The 19,768-nt window shown below is 55.0% G+C and carries 20 protein-coding genes; 12 read left to right on the forward strand and 8 right to left on the reverse strand.

All coding sequences use genetic code 11. The features are described 5' to 3' along the window. Positions 1 to 27: 27 nt before the first annotated feature. The 6 genes from GO007_RS00800 to GO007_RS00825 all read left to right on the forward strand — a co-directional run bounded on the left by GO007_RS00800 (position 28) and on the right by GO007_RS00825 (position 7,342). Positions 28 to 1,260, forward strand: a complete 1,233-nt coding sequence (locus GO007_RS00800) for an extracellular solute-binding protein (RefSeq protein ID WP_095094464.1) — start codon at positions 28 to 30, stop codon at positions 1,258 to 1,260. A 134-nt stretch (positions 1,261 to 1,394) separates the two neighbouring features. Then, on the forward strand, positions 1,395 to 2,702 hold the full coding sequence (locus tag GO007_RS00805; protein ID WP_045854241.1) for a carbohydrate ABC transporter permease: 1,308 nt from the start codon (positions 1,395 to 1,397) through the stop codon (positions 2,700 to 2,702). A gap of 10 nt (positions 2,703 to 2,712) precedes the next feature. Then, the gene (locus GO007_RS00810) at positions 2,713 to 3,564 is read left to right on the forward strand and encodes a sugar ABC transporter permease (protein ID WP_041144345.1); all 852 of its coding nucleotides are present in this window, start codon (positions 2,713 to 2,715) and stop codon (positions 3,562 to 3,564) included. Between the two features lie 4 nt (positions 3,565 to 3,568). Beyond that, on the forward strand, positions 3,569 to 4,771 hold the full coding sequence (locus tag GO007_RS00815; RefSeq protein ID WP_095094466.1) for a glycoside hydrolase family 53 protein: 1,203 nt from the start codon (positions 3,569 to 3,571) through the stop codon (positions 4,769 to 4,771). A 130-nt stretch (positions 4,772 to 4,901) separates the two neighbouring features. Next, on the forward strand, positions 4,902 to 6,959 hold the full coding sequence (locus GO007_RS00820; protein ID WP_095097927.1) for a beta-galactosidase: 2,058 nt from the start codon (positions 4,902 to 4,904) through the stop codon (positions 6,957 to 6,959). Positions 6,960 to 7,027: 68 nt separating this feature from the next. Then, on the forward strand, positions 7,028 to 7,342 hold the full coding sequence (locus GO007_RS00825; RefSeq protein ID WP_095094468.1) for a glucose PTS transporter subunit EIIB: 315 nt from the start codon (positions 7,028 to 7,030) through the stop codon (positions 7,340 to 7,342). A gap of 220 nt (positions 7,343 to 7,562) precedes the next feature. Here GO007_RS00825 and GO007_RS00830 read toward each other — a convergent pair whose 3' ends face one another. Further along, positions 7,563 to 8,834, reverse strand: a complete 1,272-nt coding sequence (locus GO007_RS00830; protein WP_095094470.1) for a maltoporin — start codon at positions 8,832 to 8,834, stop codon at positions 7,563 to 7,565. A 269-nt stretch (positions 8,835 to 9,103) separates the two neighbouring features. Between GO007_RS00830 and GO007_RS00835 the strand changes: the two genes are divergently transcribed. The 3 genes from GO007_RS00835 (at position 9,104) to ykgO (ending at position 10,699) form a co-directional block, all read left to right on the forward strand. Further along, entirely contained in the window at positions 9,104 to 10,177 is a 1,074-nt protein-coding gene (locus GO007_RS00835; RefSeq protein ID WP_095094472.1) for a LacI family DNA-binding transcriptional regulator, read from the forward strand. Positions 10,178 to 10,295: 118 nt separating this feature from the next. After that, positions 10,296 to 10,559 (forward strand): type B 50S ribosomal protein L31, encoded by a 264-nt coding sequence (locus GO007_RS00840; RefSeq protein ID WP_095094474.1) that lies wholly within the window; start codon positions 10,296 to 10,298, stop codon positions 10,557 to 10,559. Then, a complete protein-coding gene (ykgO, locus tag GO007_RS00845) occupies positions 10,559 to 10,699 on the forward strand; it encodes a type B 50S ribosomal protein L36 (RefSeq protein WP_003859006.1) in 141 nt (46 codons plus the stop codon). The genes GO007_RS00840 and ykgO overlap by 1 nt, the downstream gene beginning before the upstream one ends. On the opposite strand, the gene GO007_RS00850 is transcribed toward ykgO, so the two are convergent. After that, positions 10,696 to 11,406, reverse strand: a complete 711-nt coding sequence (locus GO007_RS00850) for a GNAT family N-acetyltransferase (protein WP_095094476.1) — start codon at positions 11,404 to 11,406, stop codon at positions 10,696 to 10,698. The genes ykgO and GO007_RS00850 overlap by 4 nt on opposite strands. 101 nt (positions 11,407 to 11,507) lie before the next feature. On the opposite strand from GO007_RS00850, the gene pdxR reads away from it, so the two are divergent. Next, a complete protein-coding gene (gene pdxR, locus GO007_RS00855) occupies positions 11,508 to 12,965 on the forward strand; it encodes a MocR-like pyridoxine biosynthesis transcription factor PdxR (protein ID WP_095094478.1) in 1,458 nt (485 codons plus the stop codon). Here the strand turns inward: pdxR and GO007_RS00860 are convergent. Then, the gene (locus tag GO007_RS00860) at positions 12,934 to 13,404 is read right to left on the reverse strand and encodes a YlaC family protein (protein ID WP_095094480.1); all 471 of its coding nucleotides are present in this window, start codon (positions 13,402 to 13,404) and stop codon (positions 12,934 to 12,936) included. The two genes, pdxR and GO007_RS00860, sit on opposite strands and share 32 nt — an antisense overlap. Here GO007_RS00860 and GO007_RS29460 point away from each other — a divergent pair. Next, positions 13,394 to 13,534, forward strand: coding sequence for a hypothetical protein (locus GO007_RS29460; RefSeq protein ID WP_370525524.1), 141 nt, complete (start codon positions 13,394 to 13,396; stop codon positions 13,532 to 13,534). The two genes, GO007_RS00860 and GO007_RS29460, sit on opposite strands and share 11 nt — an antisense overlap. Here the strand turns inward: GO007_RS29460 and maa are convergent. The 3 genes from maa to tomB all read right to left on the reverse strand — a co-directional run bounded on the left by maa (position 13,503) and on the right by tomB (position 14,837). Further along, positions 13,503 to 14,069 (reverse strand): maltose O-acetyltransferase, encoded by a 567-nt coding sequence (gene maa, locus GO007_RS00865; RefSeq protein ID WP_095094482.1) that lies wholly within the window; start codon positions 14,067 to 14,069, stop codon positions 13,503 to 13,505. The two genes, GO007_RS29460 and maa, sit on opposite strands and share 32 nt — an antisense overlap. 148 nt (positions 14,070 to 14,217) lie before the next feature. Beyond that, entirely contained in the window at positions 14,218 to 14,436 is a 219-nt protein-coding gene (locus GO007_RS00870) for an HHA domain-containing protein (protein WP_041144355.1), read from the reverse strand. Between the two features lie 26 nt (positions 14,437 to 14,462). Next, a complete protein-coding gene (gene tomB / locus GO007_RS00875; protein WP_041144356.1) occupies positions 14,463 to 14,837 on the reverse strand; it encodes an Hha toxicity modulator TomB in 375 nt (124 codons plus the stop codon). Between the two features lie 221 nt (positions 14,838 to 15,058). Here tomB and GO007_RS29370 point away from each other — a divergent pair, with 221 nt between their 5' ends. Beyond that, positions 15,059 to 15,187, forward strand: coding sequence for a hypothetical protein (locus tag GO007_RS29370; RefSeq protein WP_255430867.1), 129 nt, complete (start codon positions 15,059 to 15,061; stop codon positions 15,185 to 15,187). A 124-nt stretch (positions 15,188 to 15,311) separates the two neighbouring features. Here GO007_RS29370 and acrB read toward each other — a convergent pair whose 3' ends face one another. Next, entirely contained in the window at positions 15,312 to 18,458 is a 3,147-nt protein-coding gene (gene acrB, locus GO007_RS00880; RefSeq protein ID WP_095094484.1) for a multidrug efflux RND transporter permease subunit AcrB, read from the reverse strand. Between the two features lie 34 nt (positions 18,459 to 18,492). Next, a complete protein-coding gene (gene acrA, locus GO007_RS00885; RefSeq protein ID WP_095094486.1) occupies positions 18,493 to 19,674 on the reverse strand; it encodes a multidrug efflux RND transporter periplasmic adaptor subunit AcrA in 1,182 nt (393 codons plus the stop codon). Between the last annotated feature and the right edge of the window lie 94 nt (positions 19,675 to 19,768).

Genomic DNA, 19,768 nt, shown 5'->3' on the forward strand with positions numbered 1-19,768 from the left:
TTGTTATACCTTCACATGAGGTTGATAATGAAAAAGAATACTCTTGCCGCACTTATCCTCACGACGCTGGCCGCCGGGCAGCTGGTTAGCCTGCAGGCGCAGGCCGCCGGACAGCTGAACGTCTGGGAAGACATCAAAAAATCCGACGGCATCAAAGCCGCGGTGAGCGACTTTGAAAAACAGTACAACGTTAAGGTCAGCGTGCAGGAAATGCCCTACGCGCAGCAGCTGGAAAAGCTGCGTCTCGATGGTCCGGCGGGTATCGGCCCTGACGTACTGGTGATCCCCAACGACCAGCTTGGCGGCGCCGTGGTTCAGGGGCTGCTGTCGCCGCTGAAGCTGGATCAGGTGAAACAAGAGGTGTTTACGCCGGCATCAATTAACGCCTTCCGCCTCGATAATGTCCTCTACGGCGTACCGAAAGCCGTAGAAACCCTGGTGCTGATCTATAACAAAGACCTGATCGACAAGCCGCTGGATAGCCTGCAGGCGTGGTATGACTTCTCGAAGGCGCAGCGGGCGCAGAACAAATATGGCCTGCTGGCGAAGTTTGATCAGATTTACTATAGCTGGGGGGCTATTGGCCCGATGGGCGGCTATATCTTCGGCAAAAACGCCAACGGCGGCTTTAACCCGCAGGACGTCGGTTTGAATAAACCGGGAGCCGTCGAGGCGGTAACCTTTCTGAAAAAATTCTACAGCGATAGCGTCTTCCCGGCGGGGATCCTTGGCGATAACGGCCTGAACGCGATCGACTCGCTGTTTACCGAGAAAAAAGCGGCGGCGGTGATCAACGGCCCGTGGGCCTTCCAGCCGTACGAAGCGGCGGGGATCAACTACGGCGTCGTGCCGCTGCCGACGCTGCCGGATGGTAAGCCAATGAGCTCTTTCCTCGGCGTTAAAGGCTATGTGGTTTCGACCTGGAGCAAAGACAAAGCGCTGGCGCAGCAGTTTATTGAGTTCATCAACCAGCCGCAGTACGCCAAGGCCCGCTACGTCGCCACCGGTGAAATCCCGGCGCTGAAGGCGATGATTGACGATCCGCTAATCAAAAATGATGAGAAGGCCAGCGCGGTGGCGGTGCAGTCGGCGCGCGCCACGGCGATGCCGGGGATCCCGGAAATGGGTGAAGTCTGGGGGCCGGCTAACGCCGCGCTGGAGCTGAGTCTGACCGGTAAGCAGGCGCCGCAGGCGGCGCTCGATAACGCGGAAAAACAGATCAAAATGCAAATTGAAGCGATGCAGGCCAGCAACCAGTAATTGCGATGTTCGCCACTCTGCAGGCGACACGTAGGCTGGCGACGTGGATTCGCGCTGTGCTGCAGCGCGAATGATTCAGGACATCGCTGTAACAGAACGGGCGGGGAACCTCCCGTTTTCAGAAGGAGTCGTGTGTGATTATCAATCCCAGCGAAAATATTGCCGCAGCGCGCGGCGCGGGACGCCATGCGTGGTGCGGCCTGCTGCTGGCTGTGGTGCCGGGTTTTGGCCAGTTTTATCATCGTCAGTGGCTGAAGGGGCTGGTTTTCCTCGTGCTGCTGAGCAGTTTTATGAGCGTTTTTTACGACTTCCTGCATCAAGGTCTGTGGGGGCTGTACACCCTGGGCGAAGAGGTACCGAGAGATAACTCTATTTTCCTGCTGGCGGAAGGGATAATCAGCGTACTGATCGTCGCTTTTGGCGTGCTGGTCTACTCTCTCTCGCTGCGCGATGCCTGGGTTAACGGCAAAAAGCGCGATGAGGGCGTGGCGCTAAACAGCGTTCGCAAGCAGTACCAGATGCTGCTCAAAGACGGCTTCCCGTATCTGATGATTACTCCCGGCTTTATTCTGCTGGTGTTTGTCGTGATCTTCCCGATTTTGTTTGGTTTCGCGATTGCGTTTACCAACTACAACCTCTACCACACGCCGCCGGCGAAGCTGGTGGACTGGGTGGGGTTAAAGAACTTTATTAATATCTTTACCCTGTCTATCTGGCGCTCGACGTTCTTTGACGTCCTGCAGTGGACGGTGGTCTGGACCCTGCTGGCGACCACGCTGCAGTGTACCGTTGGCGTTCTGCTGGCAATCCTCGTGAACCAGAAAGACCTGCGCTTTAAGCCGATGATCCGCACCATTTTCATCCTGCCGTGGGCGGTGCCGGGTTTCGTCACCATTCTGGTGTTTGCGGGAATGTTTAACGACTCGTTCGGCGTGATTAACAACGCGATCCTCTCCTTCTTTGGCATCAGCCCGAAGGCGTGGCTGACCGATCCGTTCTGGACTAAAACCGCGCTGATTATGATGCAGACCTGGCTGGGCTTTCCGTTCGTTTTCGCTATGACTACCGGCGTGCTGCAGGCGATCCCCGACGATCTGTATGAGGCGGCGACGATGGATGGCGCCAGCGCCTGGACCCGGCTGCGGACGATTACGCTGCCGCTGGTGCTGTACTCGATTGCGCCGATCATCATCACCCAGTACACCTTCAACTTTAACAACTTCAACATTATCTACCTGTTCAACAACGGCGGGCCTGCGGTGGCGGGCTCGAACGCCGGCGGGACGGATATCCTGGTGTCGTGGATCTACAAGCTGACGATGTCGTCTTCGCAATATGCCATTGCGGCGACCATTACCATCCTGCTGTCGATTTTTGTCGTCGGCCTGGCGCTGTGGCAGTTCCGCGCCACTAAATCCTTTAAAAATGACGAGATGGCGTAAGGGAAGCAACATGGCTAAATCACCCAGTATTAAACGCGAAAAGTGGATTCGCCTGTCGCTCACCTGGCTGGTTATCGCCGCGGTGTCGGCGATCATCATCTATCCGCTGGTCTGGACGGTAGGGGCGTCGCTGAACGCTGGCAACAGCCTGCTCAGCACCTCGATTATTCCGGAGAACCTGTCGTTCCAGCACTACGCCGATCTGTTCAACGGTAACGTGAACTATCTGACCTGGTACTGGAACTCGATGAAGATCAGTTTCATGACTATGGCGCTGACCCTAATCAGCGTCAGCTTCACCGCCTACGCCTTCTCCCGCTTCCGTTTTAAAGGGCGTCAGAACGGGCTGATGCTGTTCCTGCTGCTGCAGATGATCCCGCAGTTTTCGGCGCTGATTGCGATCTTTGTTCTCTCGCAGCTGCTGGGCCTGATCAACAGCCATCTGGCGCTGGTGCTGATCTACGTTGGCGGCATGATCCCGATGAACACCTGGCTGATGAAGGGCTACCTCGACGCGATCCCCAAAGATCTGGACGAGTCCGCACGAATGGACGGCGCCAGCAGCCTGCGGATCTTTTTCGAAATCATCATGCCGCTGTCAAAGCCGATTCTGGCGGTGGTCGCGCTGTTTTCGTTCACCGGCCCGCTGGGGGACTTTATTTTATCGAGCACCATCCTGCGCACGCCGGACAAATACACGCTGCCGATCGGCCTGTATAACCTGGTGGCGCAGAAAATGGGCGCCAGCTACACCACCTATGCGGCGGGCGCGGTGCTGATTGCGGTACCGGTAGCGATTCTCTATCTGGCATTACAAAAATACTTTGTTTCCGGCCTGACCTCTGGCAGTACAAAAGGATAACCCCATGAAAAGATTAACGCCCGCGCTGCTTGCTGTTTGTCTGGCATGCAGTTTTTCCGCCAGTTTGCATGCCGCGGATACGCTGCAAACTCGGTCCTTTAACAATTTGCCCGCCGACTTTATTAAAGGCGCAGATATTTCCACCCTGCTGGATGCCGAAAAGCACGGCGCAAAGTTTTATAACCACAGCAACCTGCTGCAGGACCCCATCGCGATCCTCAAAGCCGACGGCGTTAACTACGTGCGCCTGCGCCTGTGGGTCGATCCTAAAGATGCGCAGGGGCAGGGCTACGGCGGCGGTGATAACGATCTGGCGGCAACGCTGGCGCTGGCGAAGCGGGCAAAAGCGCAGGGTATGAAGCTGCTGCTCGACTTCCATTACAGCGATTTCTGGACCGACCCGGGGAAGCAGTTCAAGCCAAAAGCCTGGGAAAAGATGGATTATCCGCAGCTGAAAACGGCTATCCACGACTATACCCGCGATACCATCGCCCGCTTTAAGCAGGAGGGCGTGCTGCCGGATATGGTGCAGATTGGTAATGAAATTAACGGCGGCATGCTGTGGCCGGAAGGCAAAAGCTGGGGGCAGGGCGGCGGTGAGTTTGACCGACTGGCCGGCCTGCTGAACGCCGCCATCGACGGCCTGAAGGAGAACCTGAAGGGCGGCGAGCCGGTCAAAATCATGCTCCATCTGGCTGAAGGCACCAAAAATGATACCTTCCGCTGGTGGTTCGATGAAATCAGCAAACGCAACGTGCCGTACGACATCATTGGCCTGTCGATGTACACCTACTGGAATGGCCCGATTAGCGCGCTGAAAGCCAATATGGACGATATCAGCAGGCGCTATAACAAAGACGTTATCGTGGTGGAGGCCGCTTACGCCTACACGCTGGATAATTGCGATAATGCCGAAAATAGTTTCCAGGCTAAAGAGGAAAAAGACGGCGGTTATCCGGCAACGATGCAGGGACAATATAATTATGTTCACGATTTAATGCAGGCCGTCGCTGATGTTCCCGGGCATCGCGGCAAGGGCATATTTTATTGGGAGCCGACGTGGATTGCCGTACCGGGAAATACCTGGGCCACGCCGGCGGGAATGAAATATATCCATGATGAGTGGAAGCAGGGGAACGCCCGGGAAAACCAGGCGCTGTTTGATTGCCAGGGCAAAGTATTACCGTCGGTGAAAGTCTTTAATTAATATCCCTGAGAGGTGTTGAGCTTCGGACGCGCTGGCGGAATTTGGCTTCCCGGCATGGTCTTAATTGTCCGCCTTTTGATGCTCAAATTATTCAGGGAATATATGAATGTTAAACTTCAGGATGTTTATTATGAAAAAATTTGCGCCTTTGAGTCCGAAGGTTAATGCGCTATTGCATGGTGCGGACTACAACCCGGAACAGTGGGAAAATTATCCCGATATTATTGACCAGGATATTGCCATGATGCAGCAGGCAAACTGCAATGTGATGTCGGTGGGTATTTTCAGCTGGGCCAAACTTGAACCTCGGGAAGGCGTATTTGAGTTTGGCTGGCTGGATAACATTCTGGATAAACTCTACGCCGCCGGTATTCACGTGTTTCTTGCCACTCCGAGCGGGGCGCGGCCGGCCTGGATGTCGCAGGCCTATCCGCAGGTGCTGCGCGTGGGGCGCGATCGCGTGCCGGCGCTGCACGGCGGGCGGCACAATCACTGCATGAGCTCGCCGGTATATCGGGAAAAAACGTTCAAAATAAACAGCCTGCTGGCAGAGCGCTATTCACAGCATCCGGCGGTACTGGGCTGGCATATATCCAACGAATATGGCGGGGAGTGCCACTGCGACATCTGCCAGGAGCGGTTCCGCGACTGGCTGAAGGCGCGTTATGAAACTCTGGATAATCTGAACCATGCCTGGTGGAGCACCTTCTGGAGCCACACCTATAGCGACTGGTCGCAGATTGCCTCTCCGGCTCCGCAAGGGGAGGTGTCCATCCACGGTCTCAATCTCGACTGGCATCGGTTTAACACCGCTCAGGTTAGCGATTTTTGTCGCCATGAAATTGCCCCGCTGAAAGCGGCAAATGCCGACCTGCCAGTGACCACTAACTTTATGGAGTATTTCTACGATTACGACTACTGGCAGCTGGCAAAAAACCTCGATTTCATCTCCTGGGATAGCTATCCGATGTGGCATCGCGACAAAGATGAGACGACGCTGGCCTGCTACACCGCGATGTATCACGACATGATGCGCAGCCTGAAGGGCGGCAAACCGTTTGTGCTGATGGAATCGACGCCGAGCGCAACCAACTGGCAGCCGACCAGCAAGCTGAAAAAGCCGGGCATGCATATTCTCTCCTCCCTGCAGGCGGTGGCCCACGGCGCGGATTCGGTGCAGTACTTCCAGTGGCGCAAGAGCCGAGGTTCGGTGGAGAAATTCCACGGAGCGATTATCGATCACGTCGGCCACCTCGAAACCCGCGTCGGCCGGGAAGTGACCCGGCTTGGTGAGATGCTGAGTCAACTGCCGGACGTGGCGGGCTGCCGCATCGATGCCAAAGTCGCGATTATCTTCGATCAGCAAAACCGCTGGGCGCTGGACGATGCGCAGGGGCCGCGCAATATGGGTATGGAGTATGAAAATACCGTTAACGAGCACTACCGGCCGTTCTGGGAGCAGGGCATTGCCGTGGATATCATTGATGCCGACGTCGATTTAAGCCCTTATCAACTGGTGATTGCGCCGATGCTCTACATGGTTCGCGACGGCTTTGCCGGGCGTGCCGAAGCGTTCGTTGCCGGCGGCGGTCAGCTGGTGACTACCTACTGGACCGGGATTGTCAACGAGAGCGATCTTTGCCACCTCGGCGGCTTCCCCGGCCCGCTGCGCAACCTGCTGGGAATTTGGGCGGAGGAGATTGATTGCCTGAATGACGGCGAGCGTAATCTGATTCAGGGGCTGGCGGGCAATGAGAGCGGGCTGCAGGGGCCTTATCAGGTGCGTCATCTGTGTGAACTGATTCATGCTGAAGGCGCGCAGCCGCTGGCGACCTATCGCGATGATTTCTACGCCGGGCGGCCGGCGGTGACCGTTAACCGCTTTGGGAAAGGCAAGGCCTGGCACGTGGCATCGCGCAACGACCTGGCCTTCCAGCGCGATTTCTTCGCCTCGATCGGCAAAGAGCTGGCGCTGCCGCGGGCCGTAGACGCTGATTTCCCGCCGGGCGTGGTGGCAACGGCGCGTACCGACGGCGAAACGACGTTCGTTTTCCTGCAAAACTACAGCGCCCAACAGCATAGCGTGACGCTCCCGCAGGGCTACCGGGACTGCCTCTCTGGCGCCGCGGCTGACGCTCCGCTCAGCCTAAGCGCCTGGGATTGCCGTATCCTCAGCCGTAAAGCCTGATTCCTCTCTGCCCATGCCTGCTCCCGTGAGCAGGCTTTTTTTTATCTGGTTATTATCAGGAGCGTATTATGGTGAGTTTAAAATCCTTCCTGCACTATTTCTCCCAGCCCCGTCCGACGGTTCCTCTGAGCGATATGGAAAAGCAGCAGGTTCAGTCCCTCATTTCCGCCTTTGGCGGTGAGGAGAATATTGTTAACGTTGACGCCTGTATTACCCGCTTACGGGTCACGGTAAATAATCTGGCGGTCGTTGACTCTCAGGCTTTACAGCAGCTTGGAGCGTTAGGCGTTATTATTCTTGGGCAGCAGGTACATGCTATTTTTGGTAAGCAGTCGGATACCCTGCGTCAATTATTAGACGGCCATTTCACCACCCGTCGGTAAATAAAAAAGGGATAGCTCAATAGTGAGTTATCCCTAATATACGCATCATATTTCAGGCCGTAGGTGAGTGGCTGCATTCGCTATTTAAAACTCTCTTGCGCCTGCCGCCGTGCCGCAACCCGAAGTATTCAGGATATAAAAATAGCAATGGCAATAATCATTACCGGAGGGTAATTAACAACCTTACAGCTGGAGATAAAACGATATTACGCGATATTTATTACCACCAGGCTTCGACCTGGACACCGAAGTTCCACGTATTGCTGGCAGTCTGATCTTCAAACGGCTTACCGTGCTCTGAATCATTCAGGTAGGAGGCAAAAATACGCAGCTCCGGGCGCGACATAAAGTCAGGACCGTCGGCAAGGCCTAGCGCAATGGTGTATTTCTCACCCGCCTGCTTGTAATCGGTATTGTTCTTATAGCTATCTTTCTGGTAGAAGCCGCCCACCTCGCCGATCAGCCGTACGTATTCAGTAAACTGATACTGTCCGCGGGCGACGAGGGAAAGCAGCCGCGTTTTATTGGTGTAGTCGGTAATGTCGTCGGCGGAGCCCCAGGTCAGAACGTGGTTAATGGAGAACTTCTCGGTAATCGGGATCAGGCCGGTATTGATGACGCGATAGCCGGTAGCGTCGTTGACGTAGTTCCACATGTCGTACCAGCCGCCGCCCTGGGAGACCATATTTTGCGCCAGCCCTTTATTGGCGTACTGCAGCACCAGTTTGTTATAACCGCCCAGCATATCCTGGCTTATCTCACCGGTCAGCATGACGCCATTTTCAGCATCGTACAGGCCGCCGTAGCTGTCCTGCTTCTTGGTGGTGTTCGGCATGGCATAGTCGATACCGAATTCGGTCCACGAGCCGGACCACGGCTTCCAGCCGGCGTAGCGCAGATCGAGGTAGTTAATATTGACGTTGCTGTCGCCATCGACGCGGTAGTCGACGTCGTTAGCGTCGCCGCGGATCCACGCAAATGAGACCGCGCCTGGGCCCAGGGTGTAGTTTTCGAGTCCGGCGCCGGAGCCGGAAATATTCCAGTATTTGGTATCAATGATGTGCAGATCGTGGCGCTGGTAATAGCGTTTACCGCCCCATATCACCGCGTTCGGGTCGCCCGGGACCAGACCTTTAATCTGCAGATTTAGCTGACGCAGGCCAAACTGCGCATCATCGTTAAGCGTGGTTTCGCTGTCGTTGGAACCGTCTGACACCATGCTGACCATGCTATCAAGGTAGAAGCTGACGTCGTCCTTTTTATAGACTTCCGAGCCGAGCTCCAGCTCGCCGTAGGTATCGGATTCGTTACCCAGGCGGCCGATTTTATTTTTTTGCCATTCGGCGAGACTTCCATCACCGGAGACCCCAACTCCGGCGCGCATGTAACCATGAAAATCGATACCCGGAACCGTAGCGGAGGCCGCCATTACGGAAGGTGAAATTAGCGCGGCGGTTAACGCAGCAGAGACGGTGCGCAGCGTAGTGTTCATGTCTATCCTCTTATTGTTTTGTATTACGTTCACATTAACGATGTCATAAAATGCCTAAACGTAAGTTCAGGCAAATCAATGATCGCGATAGTGTGACTAACTGCAAATAAAACCGCGTATTTTGTTACGGTCGGTGAGTCCATTCACAATTTGATGTATTGTGAGCGTAATACTTTTATAAGTGATTTTTCGCCAGGAAACGTTGCGGGGAGCGTTTTTTCAAATAGCCCCTGTTACAATCCAGGGATAACAACATAAGGAACCGGACCATGAAGTCTAAAAGTGCAACCTTAGAAGATGTCGCCCGCCATGCGGGAGTCTCTTATCAGACGGTGTCCAGGGTACTGAATAAATCTGCCAATGTATCCGAAGCCACGCGCCATAAGGTGGAGAAATCCATTGAGCTGCTGCGCTATGTGCCAAATCGCCTTGCTCAGCAGCTGGTGGGTAAGCAAAGTCGGACCGTGGGTCTGGTGACGATTTCGCTCGCGCTACATGCGCCTTCGCAGGTGGCGGCGGCGGTAAAACGCTACGCTAATGTTGAAGGATATCAGGTGCTCATCTCAATGATTGATGAGAGCGTCAACCAAAGTATCCAGGATTCGATCAACGATCTGAAGTCTCAGCTGGTAAACAAGGTGATTATTAACGTCCCTCTGGAGACCGAACAGGCGCAGAAAATCGCCGCTGACAATGACGATATCGTGTGTTTGTTTTTAGATGTCGACCCCTATAGCTCCGTGTTTAACGTTTCGTTTAACCCGGCCGACGGCACCCGGGCGAGCGTGAAGTATCTCTATGAGATGGGCCACCGTGAGATTGCGCTGCTGGCCGGCCCGGAAAGCTCCGTATCGGCCAAACTGCGGCTGAAAAGCTGGCTTGAAACCCTGGAGGGCTATGGTCTGCAGCCGGTAACGGTGATCCGCGGCAACTGGGATGCGCAAAGCGGCTACGCCGGGGCTTTACAGATGCTGCGCGAGACGCCGAAATTTAGCGCGGTGCTGGTCGGCAACGACCAGATGGCGTTGGGAGTATTGAGCGCTTTCCATCAGCATCAGGTGCCGATTCCCGGTGAGAAGTCGGTCATTGGCTATGACGATACCTATGAAAGCTCCTTCTTCTATCCGGCGCTGACGACGGTTTCATTGGATCTCGATTTACAGGGAAAAGAGGCCGTGCGCCGCATTCTGGACAGCGGCGATAGCGAAAAGCTGCACACCTCTTCCATCCTCCCGGCGCGGCTGGTTGTGCGTCACTCTACCGGGCCCAAAATAGAGCAGGGGAAGGACCTGCAGGCCATCGCCGAGCAGCTGCGCGCGCTTGCCCATCAGCTGAATCCCTGATAGCCGGCGGACGGGCGCTGCAGCCCGCCGCCTAAATCCCTTTTCTGTTCATGGTTGATCTTTGTTCTTTAGCGGCGTAACCTTATTGTTATGTTATAACATATCCTATGGGGTTATCATGAAAGCTAATATTCATCCTCATTACCGCACCGTTGTGTTTCACGACACCAGCGCTAATGAATATTTTAAAGTGGGTTCGACGATAAAAACCGAGCGCGAGATTGATCTGGAAGGGGTGACCTATCCCTACGTGGCGATTGAGGTTTCCTCCAAATCGCATCCGTATTACACCGGTAAGCAGAAAACCTTCTCCAATGAGGGGAGCACCGCCCGTTTCCGCAAGCGTTTCGGCAGCTTTATTGATGCGAAAAGGAGCGAATAATGCAGGTGCTTAATTCATTACGCAGCGCTAAACAGCGCCATCCGGATTGCCAGATAGTCAAACGCAAAGGTCGGCTGTACGTCATCTGCAAAAGCAACCCCCGCTTTAAGGCCGTGCAGGGGCGCAAAAAAAGACGCTAGCGTACCTCGGAGCGAAGGCTCTCCAGCGTACGGATCTGCTGGCCATCGGCGCTGAAATTGTCGCTGGCCAGCCATTTCTGCATGGCGCTATCAATCTGCGGCCACTCGGCATCGATAATGGAAAACCAGTCGGTATCCCGGTTGTGGCCCTTTATCACCAGCGCCTGGCGAAAGCGCCCCTCATAATGAAAACCTAGCCGCTGCGCCGCCCGACGCGAAGGTTCGTTCAGACTGTTGCATTTCCATTCGTAGCGGCGATAGCCGAGGGTACCAAACACGTAGCGCATCAGCAGCCAGTGCGCTTCGGTGGCCATTGCCGTTCGGCTAAGCAGCGGCGAAAAATGCACGTGCCCCACTTCGACAACGCCGTTGTTTGCATCAATTCTCATCAGCGCCAGTGAGCCGACCGGCTGCCGGGCCTGGCGATCGATCACCGCAAAATGAATTGGGTCGCTAAGCCCGGTCAGGCCAGCTACCCATGCGCTAAACTCTTCGACGCTGCTATCAGGCTCGCGCAGCAGCCAGGTCCAGCTGCGCGTATCCGGCGCCAGCTGATGGGCAGCGAACAACGCCTCCGCGTGTTTCCCGGCCAACGGCTCCAGATAACACAGGCGCCCTTGCAGGGTTTGCCGCTGCGGATAGGGGCGTGGCTGCCAGTCGGGCAGGGCATCGCCAACGGGTTGACCGAAGTGGTTGTGCTGGTTCATTAAGCTTTCCTTGTATGGACAGATACGCTGAGACTAAGGTCTTGCTGGTTCCATAAAAAGTGCCATTGAATTATATTTTCATGGTGCCACGAGGAGCCGGAATGAATATCCCTGACGATGCCTTTTTCACTTTACTTGAACACGCCCTGCGCGACAGGGGAGATGAGACGCTGCAGCGGACGCTGTATCACGCGCTGCGTGGCGCCATTTTGCAGGGGACTCTGGCTGGAGGCAGCCGTCTGCCGGGTTCACGCGCTATCGCTACGTGGCTCAATCTCTCGCGCAATACGATTAACGCGGCGCTGGAACAGCTGGCGATGGAAGGCTATTTGCTACGCAGCCGGCAGGGGACGCACGTCGCGGCGCTCAAGTCTTCGCCGGAGAGCGAAGCCGCGATACCCGCGATTGCTCTGCCGGAAGGTCTGCTGGCGCTTCCGGCGGGGACCCGGCGCGATTCTCCGGCGCTGGCCTTTACTCCCGGCACGCCGGCGATTAACTACTTCCCTCTCTCCATCTGGCGACGTCTGCTCGATCGCGTCCTGCGCGAGGAGGGCAGTACGCTGTTGGGCTATGGCGATGCGGCCGGGGAGCTGGCGCTGCGGCAGGCTATCGTTCGCCATCTGGCCCTGTCGCGCGGGATTCGCTGCGATGCCCGGCAGATTGTCATTACCGAAGGCGCGCTTGAGGGCGTGAATTTGTGTACTCACCTGCTGAGCGTTGCCGGCGATACCGCCTGGGTGGAGGAGCCGGGATATTTAGGCGCAAAAAGCGTGTTTCTCAAGGCCGGGCTGCGGGTGAAGGGGATGGCGGTCGATAGCGAAGGAATGCGTCCGGAGGTGGATGAGGGCGAAACGCCGAGGCTGATTTTCACTTCGCCTTCGCACCAGTATCCGTGCGGAGCGGTGATGAGCGCCGGGCGACGTCTGGCGCTGCTGGAGTATGCGCGCCAGCATAATGCCTGGATCGTGGAAGATGATTACGATAGCGAGTTTCGCTACAGCGGTGAGCCGATCCCGGCGATGCTGGGGATGATAAAAAACGCGCCGGTAGTCTATCTCGGGACGTTCAGCAAAACGCTGTTCCCGGCGCTGCGCATTGGCTTTGTCGTCATGCCGCCGGCGCTGGCTGCTGCGGCCCAGGGCGTGGTTGGCGCGCTGCTGCGGGGCGGCCATCGCGCTGAACAGCGGGCGCTGGCGCTATTCATCGAAGAGGGTCACTATGCCCGTCATCTGGCCGCAATGCGCCGTTTGTATCGAAAGCGCCGGCTGCAGCTGCGCGAAGCCTTGGCCAGGGAGCTGACGCAGCCTTGTGACATCCTCGGCGGCGAGGGCGGGCTGCATCTGACGGTCGCCATTGAGGGTATTGATGATGAGGCGGTGGTTGAGCAGGCCCGCCGGTTTCAGCAGGCCCCTGCGGCATTAAGCCGCTTCTATCTGGATGCGCAGCGCGCGCGAAGCGGGCTGGTGCTGGGGTATGGCAATACGTCCGCTTCGCATTTTGGCCCTGCGCTGCGGACGTTAAATCGCCTTATCCGGCAGTACCGACGCGGGTCAGGCTGAAGACATCGTAGAACGACAGCTCCCCTTTGGTAGCAATCATTTTTTGCAGCTGCGTTTTCTGCTCGCCCGCTACGCGCGGCGACTGCAGGATCCGCTCGATCAGCTGAGGCGGTACGAAGCGGGTGTTGTACCATTCTCCGTTGTAGCAGACGCGAAAGTCCAGGACGTCGATATCTTCGTAGCGGTAGCGCGGATAGACGTCAAAGAAAAAGAAGCCGTTCAGCAGGACAAACAGCACCACCAGCAGCCACACGGAATCCACCAGCGTCTCTGAGGTGAACATGACGACGAAGGTCGCAGCAAAGGCGGCGTACATCGCGACGAACAGCCACGGATGATTGCGAATAAAACTGATGCTGAAGCGCGGACGGTTGTCGCGCTTCTCTTTCACATTGAGCTCATCAATGGTGTTAGTCAGCAGTTGCTGTATTTCTGTCATTTTGTCCCCGAATTCTACTAAGGCCCAGCCTGAAGGCTATTTTATGTTGCGGGAATCAGATGGAAAAGTAACAGATCAGTTGCGGAAAAGCATAACAGTTACTCTTTTTCCGCCGCCAGCATCCGGATGATTTGCGCGGGATTGCCGCCAACCACCGCATTCGGCGGAACGTCTTTTACTACCACGGCCCCGGAGGCAATGACGGCGTTGTCGCCAATCTTCACGCCTGGGTTAATCACGGCGCGACCGCCAATCCAGACGTTATTACCGATGGTTACCGGTTTGCCGTACTCCCTGCCGCTGTTGCGTTCGACCGCATCCAGAGGGTGAGTGGCGGTATAGATATGTACGCCGGGCGCCAACATGCAGTTATCGCCGATCCGTATCGGGCAGACGTCGAGCATGACGCAGTCAAAATTAGCGTAGAAATTACTGCCGAGATAAATATTGTAACCATAATCACAGCGGAAGGTTGGCTCAATATAGGCATCGCCCGCCTGACCAAATAACGCTGTCAGACAGTTTTTGCGTAGCTCACGTTCGTCCGGCGCCGAATGGTTGTAGCGATGCAGCTCCTGCCTGGCATGCAGGCGGTCCGCTCGTAGCGTAGCATCTCCGGGTTGATACAACTCTCCGGCGATCATCTTAAGCTTCTCTTCACTCATGGGGCTTTCCTCAAATAGCGGGTGGGCCACAGTATAAAAAAGAAACCGGTTTCAGATACGCCGTTTGGCTATTTATGCGAGTAATATCACAAATATACCTAAAGTGAGGGGAGGGGCCGATTATCGCCTGGTAGTTACCTGAAATGAGTTAGCGAATGAATTTCCATACCGAAGTAGGGATTTTGTCGTATAGCTTATTCATGGTCAATTCGGCAAGACGGTGATCGGCCGCTGAGTAAAATACAGCCAGTTCGTTGTCCGGAAGTTCGTATTTATTTTTTTCAATTACGCGTTCCAGCGTATCAATTGTCTGACAGCGGCGTAAGCGCATCAAATAGTCTGTTTTGGTTAATGGTTCACCAGACATAAATTCACCTTTAAATTGTAATAATACTAACAAGAAAGACTTGCCGGATTTTCCCGGCTGGCGTTAACAAAACAACGGAATAACCGATTTCCCGATTTACGCCATTTCTGCAGGTCTACGCTGTTAATGCCGTAGCTGCTAAACAACATGAAAGTGTCATCAAGGTATTCATCGAGCTGAGCAATCAGTTTATTATCCTCAGCGTACTTAATTTTATAATTAAGCGCGAAGGTAGCAATGTGATCGATCAGTTCATTAAGCTGAAGATTGACAGCCGACGTTGGGTCATTAACCCACCCGTGGTTGCTTTCTTCCAGGTTTGCAAGGCAATCATGATACAGGGTTTCGCAGAGAAATCGAAGCTGTGCGATATCATGTCTTTTTGGCGAGTATTCGTCCATAACACATCCCCTTTTGAGTGGTTTAAACGACGACTAACAAGCACCGTTGTGGGATGAACACGACTAACAGACCTGGCACATACATTGTAATCCTGTTGATTTAACTATAATCCACTCTTAAACAGATTTCACCGTGCTATTACGAAAAATTACAATTATCACCGTTAATTTATCTTAAAGCAGCGGACTCTATTATACCGCAGCATATCAAGGTGATGACTATGGGAAAGCACACCTTATGGATCATTGGTTTAGCCGGTTATTTTGTCATGCGCCTGTCGGCAGCCACGGATAACACAGGTATTAAGAATATTCTGAGTGAGGCCGAAGGGTTAAACCGTGAAGAATAATCTGGTAAAAATAGGCTACCTTACATCTACGCTGATTATATATCAGAACATCCGCTAAACAATGACATTGTGTGCGTTTTCATCGATAAAAAAAGGGCCGCAAATGCGGCCCTGAGTTCAGAGATTAATGATGCCCGGTCGGATGACTGTGCTCAATATCTTCCGTTTTTTTACTGAAACGGCGGCGCACGACCACGAAGAATACCGGCACAAAGAAGATTGCCAGAACCGTCGCGGTTACCATCCCGCCCATTACGCCGGTACCTACGGCGTTCTGCGCGCCGGAGCCTGCGCCAGAGCTGATAACCAGCGGCATAACCCCGAGGATAAAGGCCAGTGAGGTCATCAGGATTGGGCGCAGACGCATACGTACCGCCTCCAGCGTCGCTTCAATCAGACCTTTGCCTTCTTTATCCATCAGGTCTTTGGCGAATTCTACGATAAGTATCGCGTTCTTCGCCGACAGGCCGATGGTGGTCAGCAGACCTACCTGGAAGTAGACGTCGTTAGTCAGCCCGCGGAAGGTTGCGGCCAACAGCGCGCCGATGACCCCGAGCGGCACAACCAGCATAACCGAGAACGGAATCGACCAGCTTTCATACAGCGCTGCCAGACACAGGAATACCACAATCAGCGAGATGGCATACAGTGCCGGAGCCTGGTTACCGGACAGACGTTCCTGATAGGACATACCGGTCCAGTCATAGCCAACGCCAGCCGGCAGCTTGCCCGCCAGTTCTTCCATCAGGTTCATGGCTTCACCGGTACTTCTACCCGGCGCCGCCTGACCGAGGATTTCCATCGACGGCAGGCCGTTATAGCGTTCCAGACGCGGTGAACCGTACTCCCAGTGCGACGTTGAGAAGGCCGAGAACGGTACCATCTGGCCGTCGCTACCGCGAACGTACCAGTTGCCAATGTCTTCTGGCAGCATGCGGTATTTCGCTTCGGACATGACGTATACTTTCTTCACGCGACCGCGGTCGATAAAGTCGTTGACGTAGCTACCGCCCCAGGCTGCGCCCAGCGTGGTATTGATGTCACTGATGGATACGCCCAGCGCCTGCGCTTTCTCCTGATCGATATCAACCTTGAACTGCGGAGTATCTTCCAGGCCGTTCGGACGAACGCCGACCAGCAGGTCAGGGTGCTTCGCAACTTCGCCAAACAGCTGGTTACGCGCCTGGGTCAGTTTTTCATGACCTAAGCCGCCCTGGTCGATCAGCTGGAAGTCAAAGCCGGTTGCGGTACCCAGCTCAACGATAGCCGGCAGGTTAAAGGCGAAGACCATCGCATCTTTAATCTGCGAGAAACGCGCCATCGCACGACCGGTAATCGCTTCAACCTTGTTCTCGCTGCCCGGACGTTCGCTCCAGTCTTTCAGAGAAACGAACGCAATACCGGTGTTCTGACCACGACCCGCGAAGCCAAAGCCGTTAACGGCGAACACGGATTCGACGTTGTCTTTCTCTTTCGTGAGGTAGTAGTCCGTCATCTCATCCAGCACTTTCTGCGTGCGTTCCTGGGTGGCGCCAGCAGGTAGCTGCGCCATGCTCAGGAACACGCCCTGGTCTTCATCCGGCAGGAACGAGCTCGGCAGACGAACGAACAGGAATGCCATTCCGACGACGATGATCAGATACAGCACCAGATAACGACCGGTACTGCGCAGGATGTTGCCTACGCTATCGGTGTAGTGGTGGGTGCTCTTATCGAACATGCGGTTAAACCAGCCAAAGAAGCCTTTGTGCTCGCCGTGACCGCCTTTAGCGATAGGTTTCAGCATCGTGGCGCACAGCGCCGGAGTCAGAATCAACGCAACCAGTACCGACAGCGCCATCGCCGAAACGATAGTGATGGAGAACTGACGATAAATCGCCCCGGTTGAGCCGCCGAAGAAGGCCATCGGGATGAATACCGCCGACAGCACCATCGCGATACCGACCAGCGCGCCCTGAATCTGGCCCATTGATTTACGGGTTGCTTCCTTCGGCGGGAGCCCCTCCTCGGCCATGACGCGCTCGACGTTTTCTACCACCACGATGGCGTCATCCACCAACAGGCCTATCGCCAGCACCATACCAAACATGGTTAAGGTGTTTATCGAGAAGCCAAAGATGGCAAGGATGGCGAATGTCCCTAGCAGGACCACCGGAACCGCGATGGTTGGGATCAGCGTGGCGCGGAAGTTCTGCAGGAACAGGTACATGACCAGGAAGACCAGGATAATTGCTTCAGCCAGCGTTTTGACCACTTCATGAATTGAGATTTTCACGAACGGCGTGGTGTCATACGGGTAAACAATTTTCAGGCCCGACGGGAAGTACGGCTCCATTTTCGCCAGTTCAGCGCGAATGGCGTTTGCGGTATCCAGCGCGTTAGCGCCGGTCGCCAGTTTGATGCCCAGACCGGAAGCCGGCTGGTTGTTAAACTTAGCGATGATGTCGTAGTTTTCGCCACCGAGCTCTACTTTCGCCACATCGCGCAGGCGAACCTGCGAACCGTCCTGGTTCACTTTCAGCAGGATATTGCTAAATTCGTCCGCAGATTTCAGACGCGTTTGCGCAATGATCGAGGCGTTCAGCTGCTGGCCTTTCACCGGCGGCGTACCGCCTAGCTGACCGGCTGCAACCTGGGCGTTCTGCGCTTTAATGGCGCTAATGACATCCACCGGCGTCAGCTGGAAGTTGTTCAGTTTGTTCGGATCCATCCAGATACGCATCGCGTACTGGGAACCAAACAGCTGAACGTCGCCCACGCCTGACGTACGGCTAATCGCATCTTTCATGTTGGCGCCAACGTAGTCGGAAATATCCTCCTGCGTCATGGTGCCGTTGGTGTTGATAACGCCGACAACCATCAGGAAGCTGCTGGAGGATTTCTCCACGCTCACGCCCTGTTGCTGTACTTCCTGCGGCAGCAGCGGCATAGCGAGCTGCAGTTTGTTCTGCACCTGCACCTGCGCGATATCCGCGTCGGTACCGGACTGGAAGGTCAGGGTGATCTGTACCGTACCGGTTGAGTCACTGTTGGAGGACATGTACATCAGGTTATCGATACCGTTCATGTTCTGTTCGATAACCTGCGTGACGGTATCCTGCACCGTTTTCGCATCAGCACCAGGGTAGGTTGCGGAGATCGACACTGCCGGCGGCGCAATCGTTGGATATTGCGCGACAGGCAGCTTCAGGATCGCAAGTCCCCCAGCTAGCATGATTATTATGGCGATCACCCATGCGAATATTGGGCGATCGATAAAGAAATTAGGCATGTCTTAACGGCTCCTGTTTAAGTTAAGACCTGGTTTACTCTGACTGAGCGTTGCTTGCAGCTTGCTGCTTGTCGTCAGAGGCTACTTCCTGCGCTTTCACCTGCACGCCTGGTTTTACTTTTTGCAGTCCGGTGACGATGACGCGATCGCCCGATTTCACCCCGGTAGTGACCAGCCATTTATCGCCAATCGCCTGCGTTGCAGTGACCTGACGAACTTCGACTTTATCGCCTTCGCCCACCACCATTACGCTGGCATCACCGCGCGGAGTGCGGGTTACACCCTGCTGTGGAACCAGCAGTGCGTCAGGGTTGGTGCCTTCTTCCAGACGCGCGCGGACGAACATACCTGGCAGCAGGGAGTTATCCGGGTTCGGGAAGATAGCGCGCAAAGTGATAGAACCGGTGGTCTGATCAACGGTCACGTCGGAAAACTCCAGCGTCCCGCCCTGCGGATACTTCAGACCATCGCTGGTGACCAGCTCGACCTTGGCTTTGCCGTTTTCCTGTTTCAGCTTACCGTTTGCCAGCTCCTGTTTCAGACGCAGGAAATCGTTGCTCGACTGGGTAACGTCAACATAGATCGGATCCAGCTGCTGAACGGTTGCCAGCGCGGTGGTCTGGGCATTCTGCACCAGCGCACCTTCCGTCACTGCTGATTTACCAATACGACCGCTGATAGGCGAAGTCACTTTGGTGTACGCGAGGTTAATTCGCGCGGTTTCCACGGCAGCTTTTGCCGCCACGACGGCAGCGTTGTTCTGCTGAGCGTCAGCAACTGCGGTGTCGTAGTCTTGTTGACTGATGTATTTGGTGCCTAACAGTTTCTGGTAGCGCTTGACCGTCAGCTGAGCGATGTTTGCCGCCGCCTGCGCTTTGGCTAAGTCGCCTTTCGCGCTTTCGTAGCTGGCCTGATAGGTTGCCGGATCGATCTGATAAAGGGACACGCCTGCCTGGATATCGCTACCTTCAGTGAAGTTACGTTTCAGAATAATGCCACTAACCTGAGGGCGGACTTCAGCAACGCGGTATGCACTGGTGCGGCCAGGCAGCTCGGTGGTGATTTGTAGAGGTGCGGATTTGAGCGTCACAACGCCGACTTCCGGCATTTGCTGGGCCCCTTGTTGAGCCGGTTTGTCGTCACATCCTGTTAGCGCTAAGCTGCCTGAGAGCATCAGAACGACCGCCAGAGGCGTTAACCCTCTGTTTTTGTTCATATGTAAACCTCGAGTGTCCAATTTCAAATTGTTCAGTGGCTCAAACGACCACAAACCCACTACTGTGTTTCTATTATGGTCATGCTATGGTACA

Origin of the sequence: Klebsiella sp. 10-1 (assembly GCF_009758445.1) — a bacterium.
Classification (GTDB): Bacteria; Pseudomonadota; Gammaproteobacteria; order Enterobacterales; family Enterobacteriaceae; genus Klebsiella; species Klebsiella scottii.

Coding starts and splice junctions, on each gene's coding strand:
- GO007_RS00800 (WP_095094464.1), top strand. CDS start 28: ATGAAAAAGAATACTCTTGCCGCACTTATCCTCACGACGCTGGCCGCC.
- GO007_RS00810 (WP_041144345.1), top strand. CDS start 2,713: ATGGCTAAATCACCCAGTATTAAACGCGAAAAGTGGATTCGCCTGTCG.
- GO007_RS00815 (WP_095094466.1), top strand. CDS start 3,569: ATGAAAAGATTAACGCCCGCGCTGCTTGCTGTTTGTCTGGCATGCAGT.
- GO007_RS00820 (WP_095097927.1), top strand. CDS start 4,902: ATGAAAAAATTTGCGCCTTTGAGTCCGAAGGTTAATGCGCTATTGCAT.
- GO007_RS00825 (WP_095094468.1), top strand. CDS start 7,028: ATGGTGAGTTTAAAATCCTTCCTGCACTATTTCTCCCAGCCCCGTCCG.
- GO007_RS00830 (WP_095094470.1), bottom strand. CDS start 8,834: ATGAACACTACGCTGCGCACCGTCTCTGCTGCGTTAACCGCCGCGCTA.
- GO007_RS00835 (WP_095094472.1), top strand. CDS start 9,104: ATGAAGTCTAAAAGTGCAACCTTAGAAGATGTCGCCCGCCATGCGGGA.
- GO007_RS00840 (WP_095094474.1), top strand. CDS start 10,296: ATGAAAGCTAATATTCATCCTCATTACCGCACCGTTGTGTTTCACGAC.
- ykgO (WP_003859006.1), top strand. CDS start 10,559: ATGCAGGTGCTTAATTCATTACGCAGCGCTAAACAGCGCCATCCGGAT.
- GO007_RS00850 (WP_095094476.1), bottom strand. CDS start 11,406: ATGAACCAGCACAACCACTTCGGTCAACCCGTTGGCGATGCCCTGCCC.
- pdxR (WP_095094478.1), top strand. CDS start 11,508: ATGAATATCCCTGACGATGCCTTTTTCACTTTACTTGAACACGCCCTG.
- GO007_RS00860 (WP_095094480.1), bottom strand. CDS start 13,404: ATGACAGAAATACAGCAACTGCTGACTAACACCATTGATGAGCTCAAT.
- maa (WP_095094482.1), bottom strand. CDS start 14,069: ATGAGTGAAGAGAAGCTTAAGATGATCGCCGGAGAGTTGTATCAACCC.
- GO007_RS00870 (WP_041144355.1), bottom strand. CDS start 14,436: ATGTCTGGTGAACCATTAACCAAAACAGACTATTTGATGCGCTTACGC.
- tomB (WP_041144356.1), bottom strand. CDS start 14,837: ATGGACGAATACTCGCCAAAAAGACATGATATCGCACAGCTTCGATTT.
- GO007_RS29370 (WP_255430867.1), top strand. CDS start 15,059: ATGGGAAAGCACACCTTATGGATCATTGGTTTAGCCGGTTATTTTGTC.
- acrB (WP_095094484.1), bottom strand. CDS start 18,458: ATGCCTAATTTCTTTATCGATCGCCCAATATTCGCATGGGTGATCGCC.
- acrA (WP_095094486.1), bottom strand. CDS start 19,674: ATGAACAAAAACAGAGGGTTAACGCCTCTGGCGGTCGTTCTGATGCTC.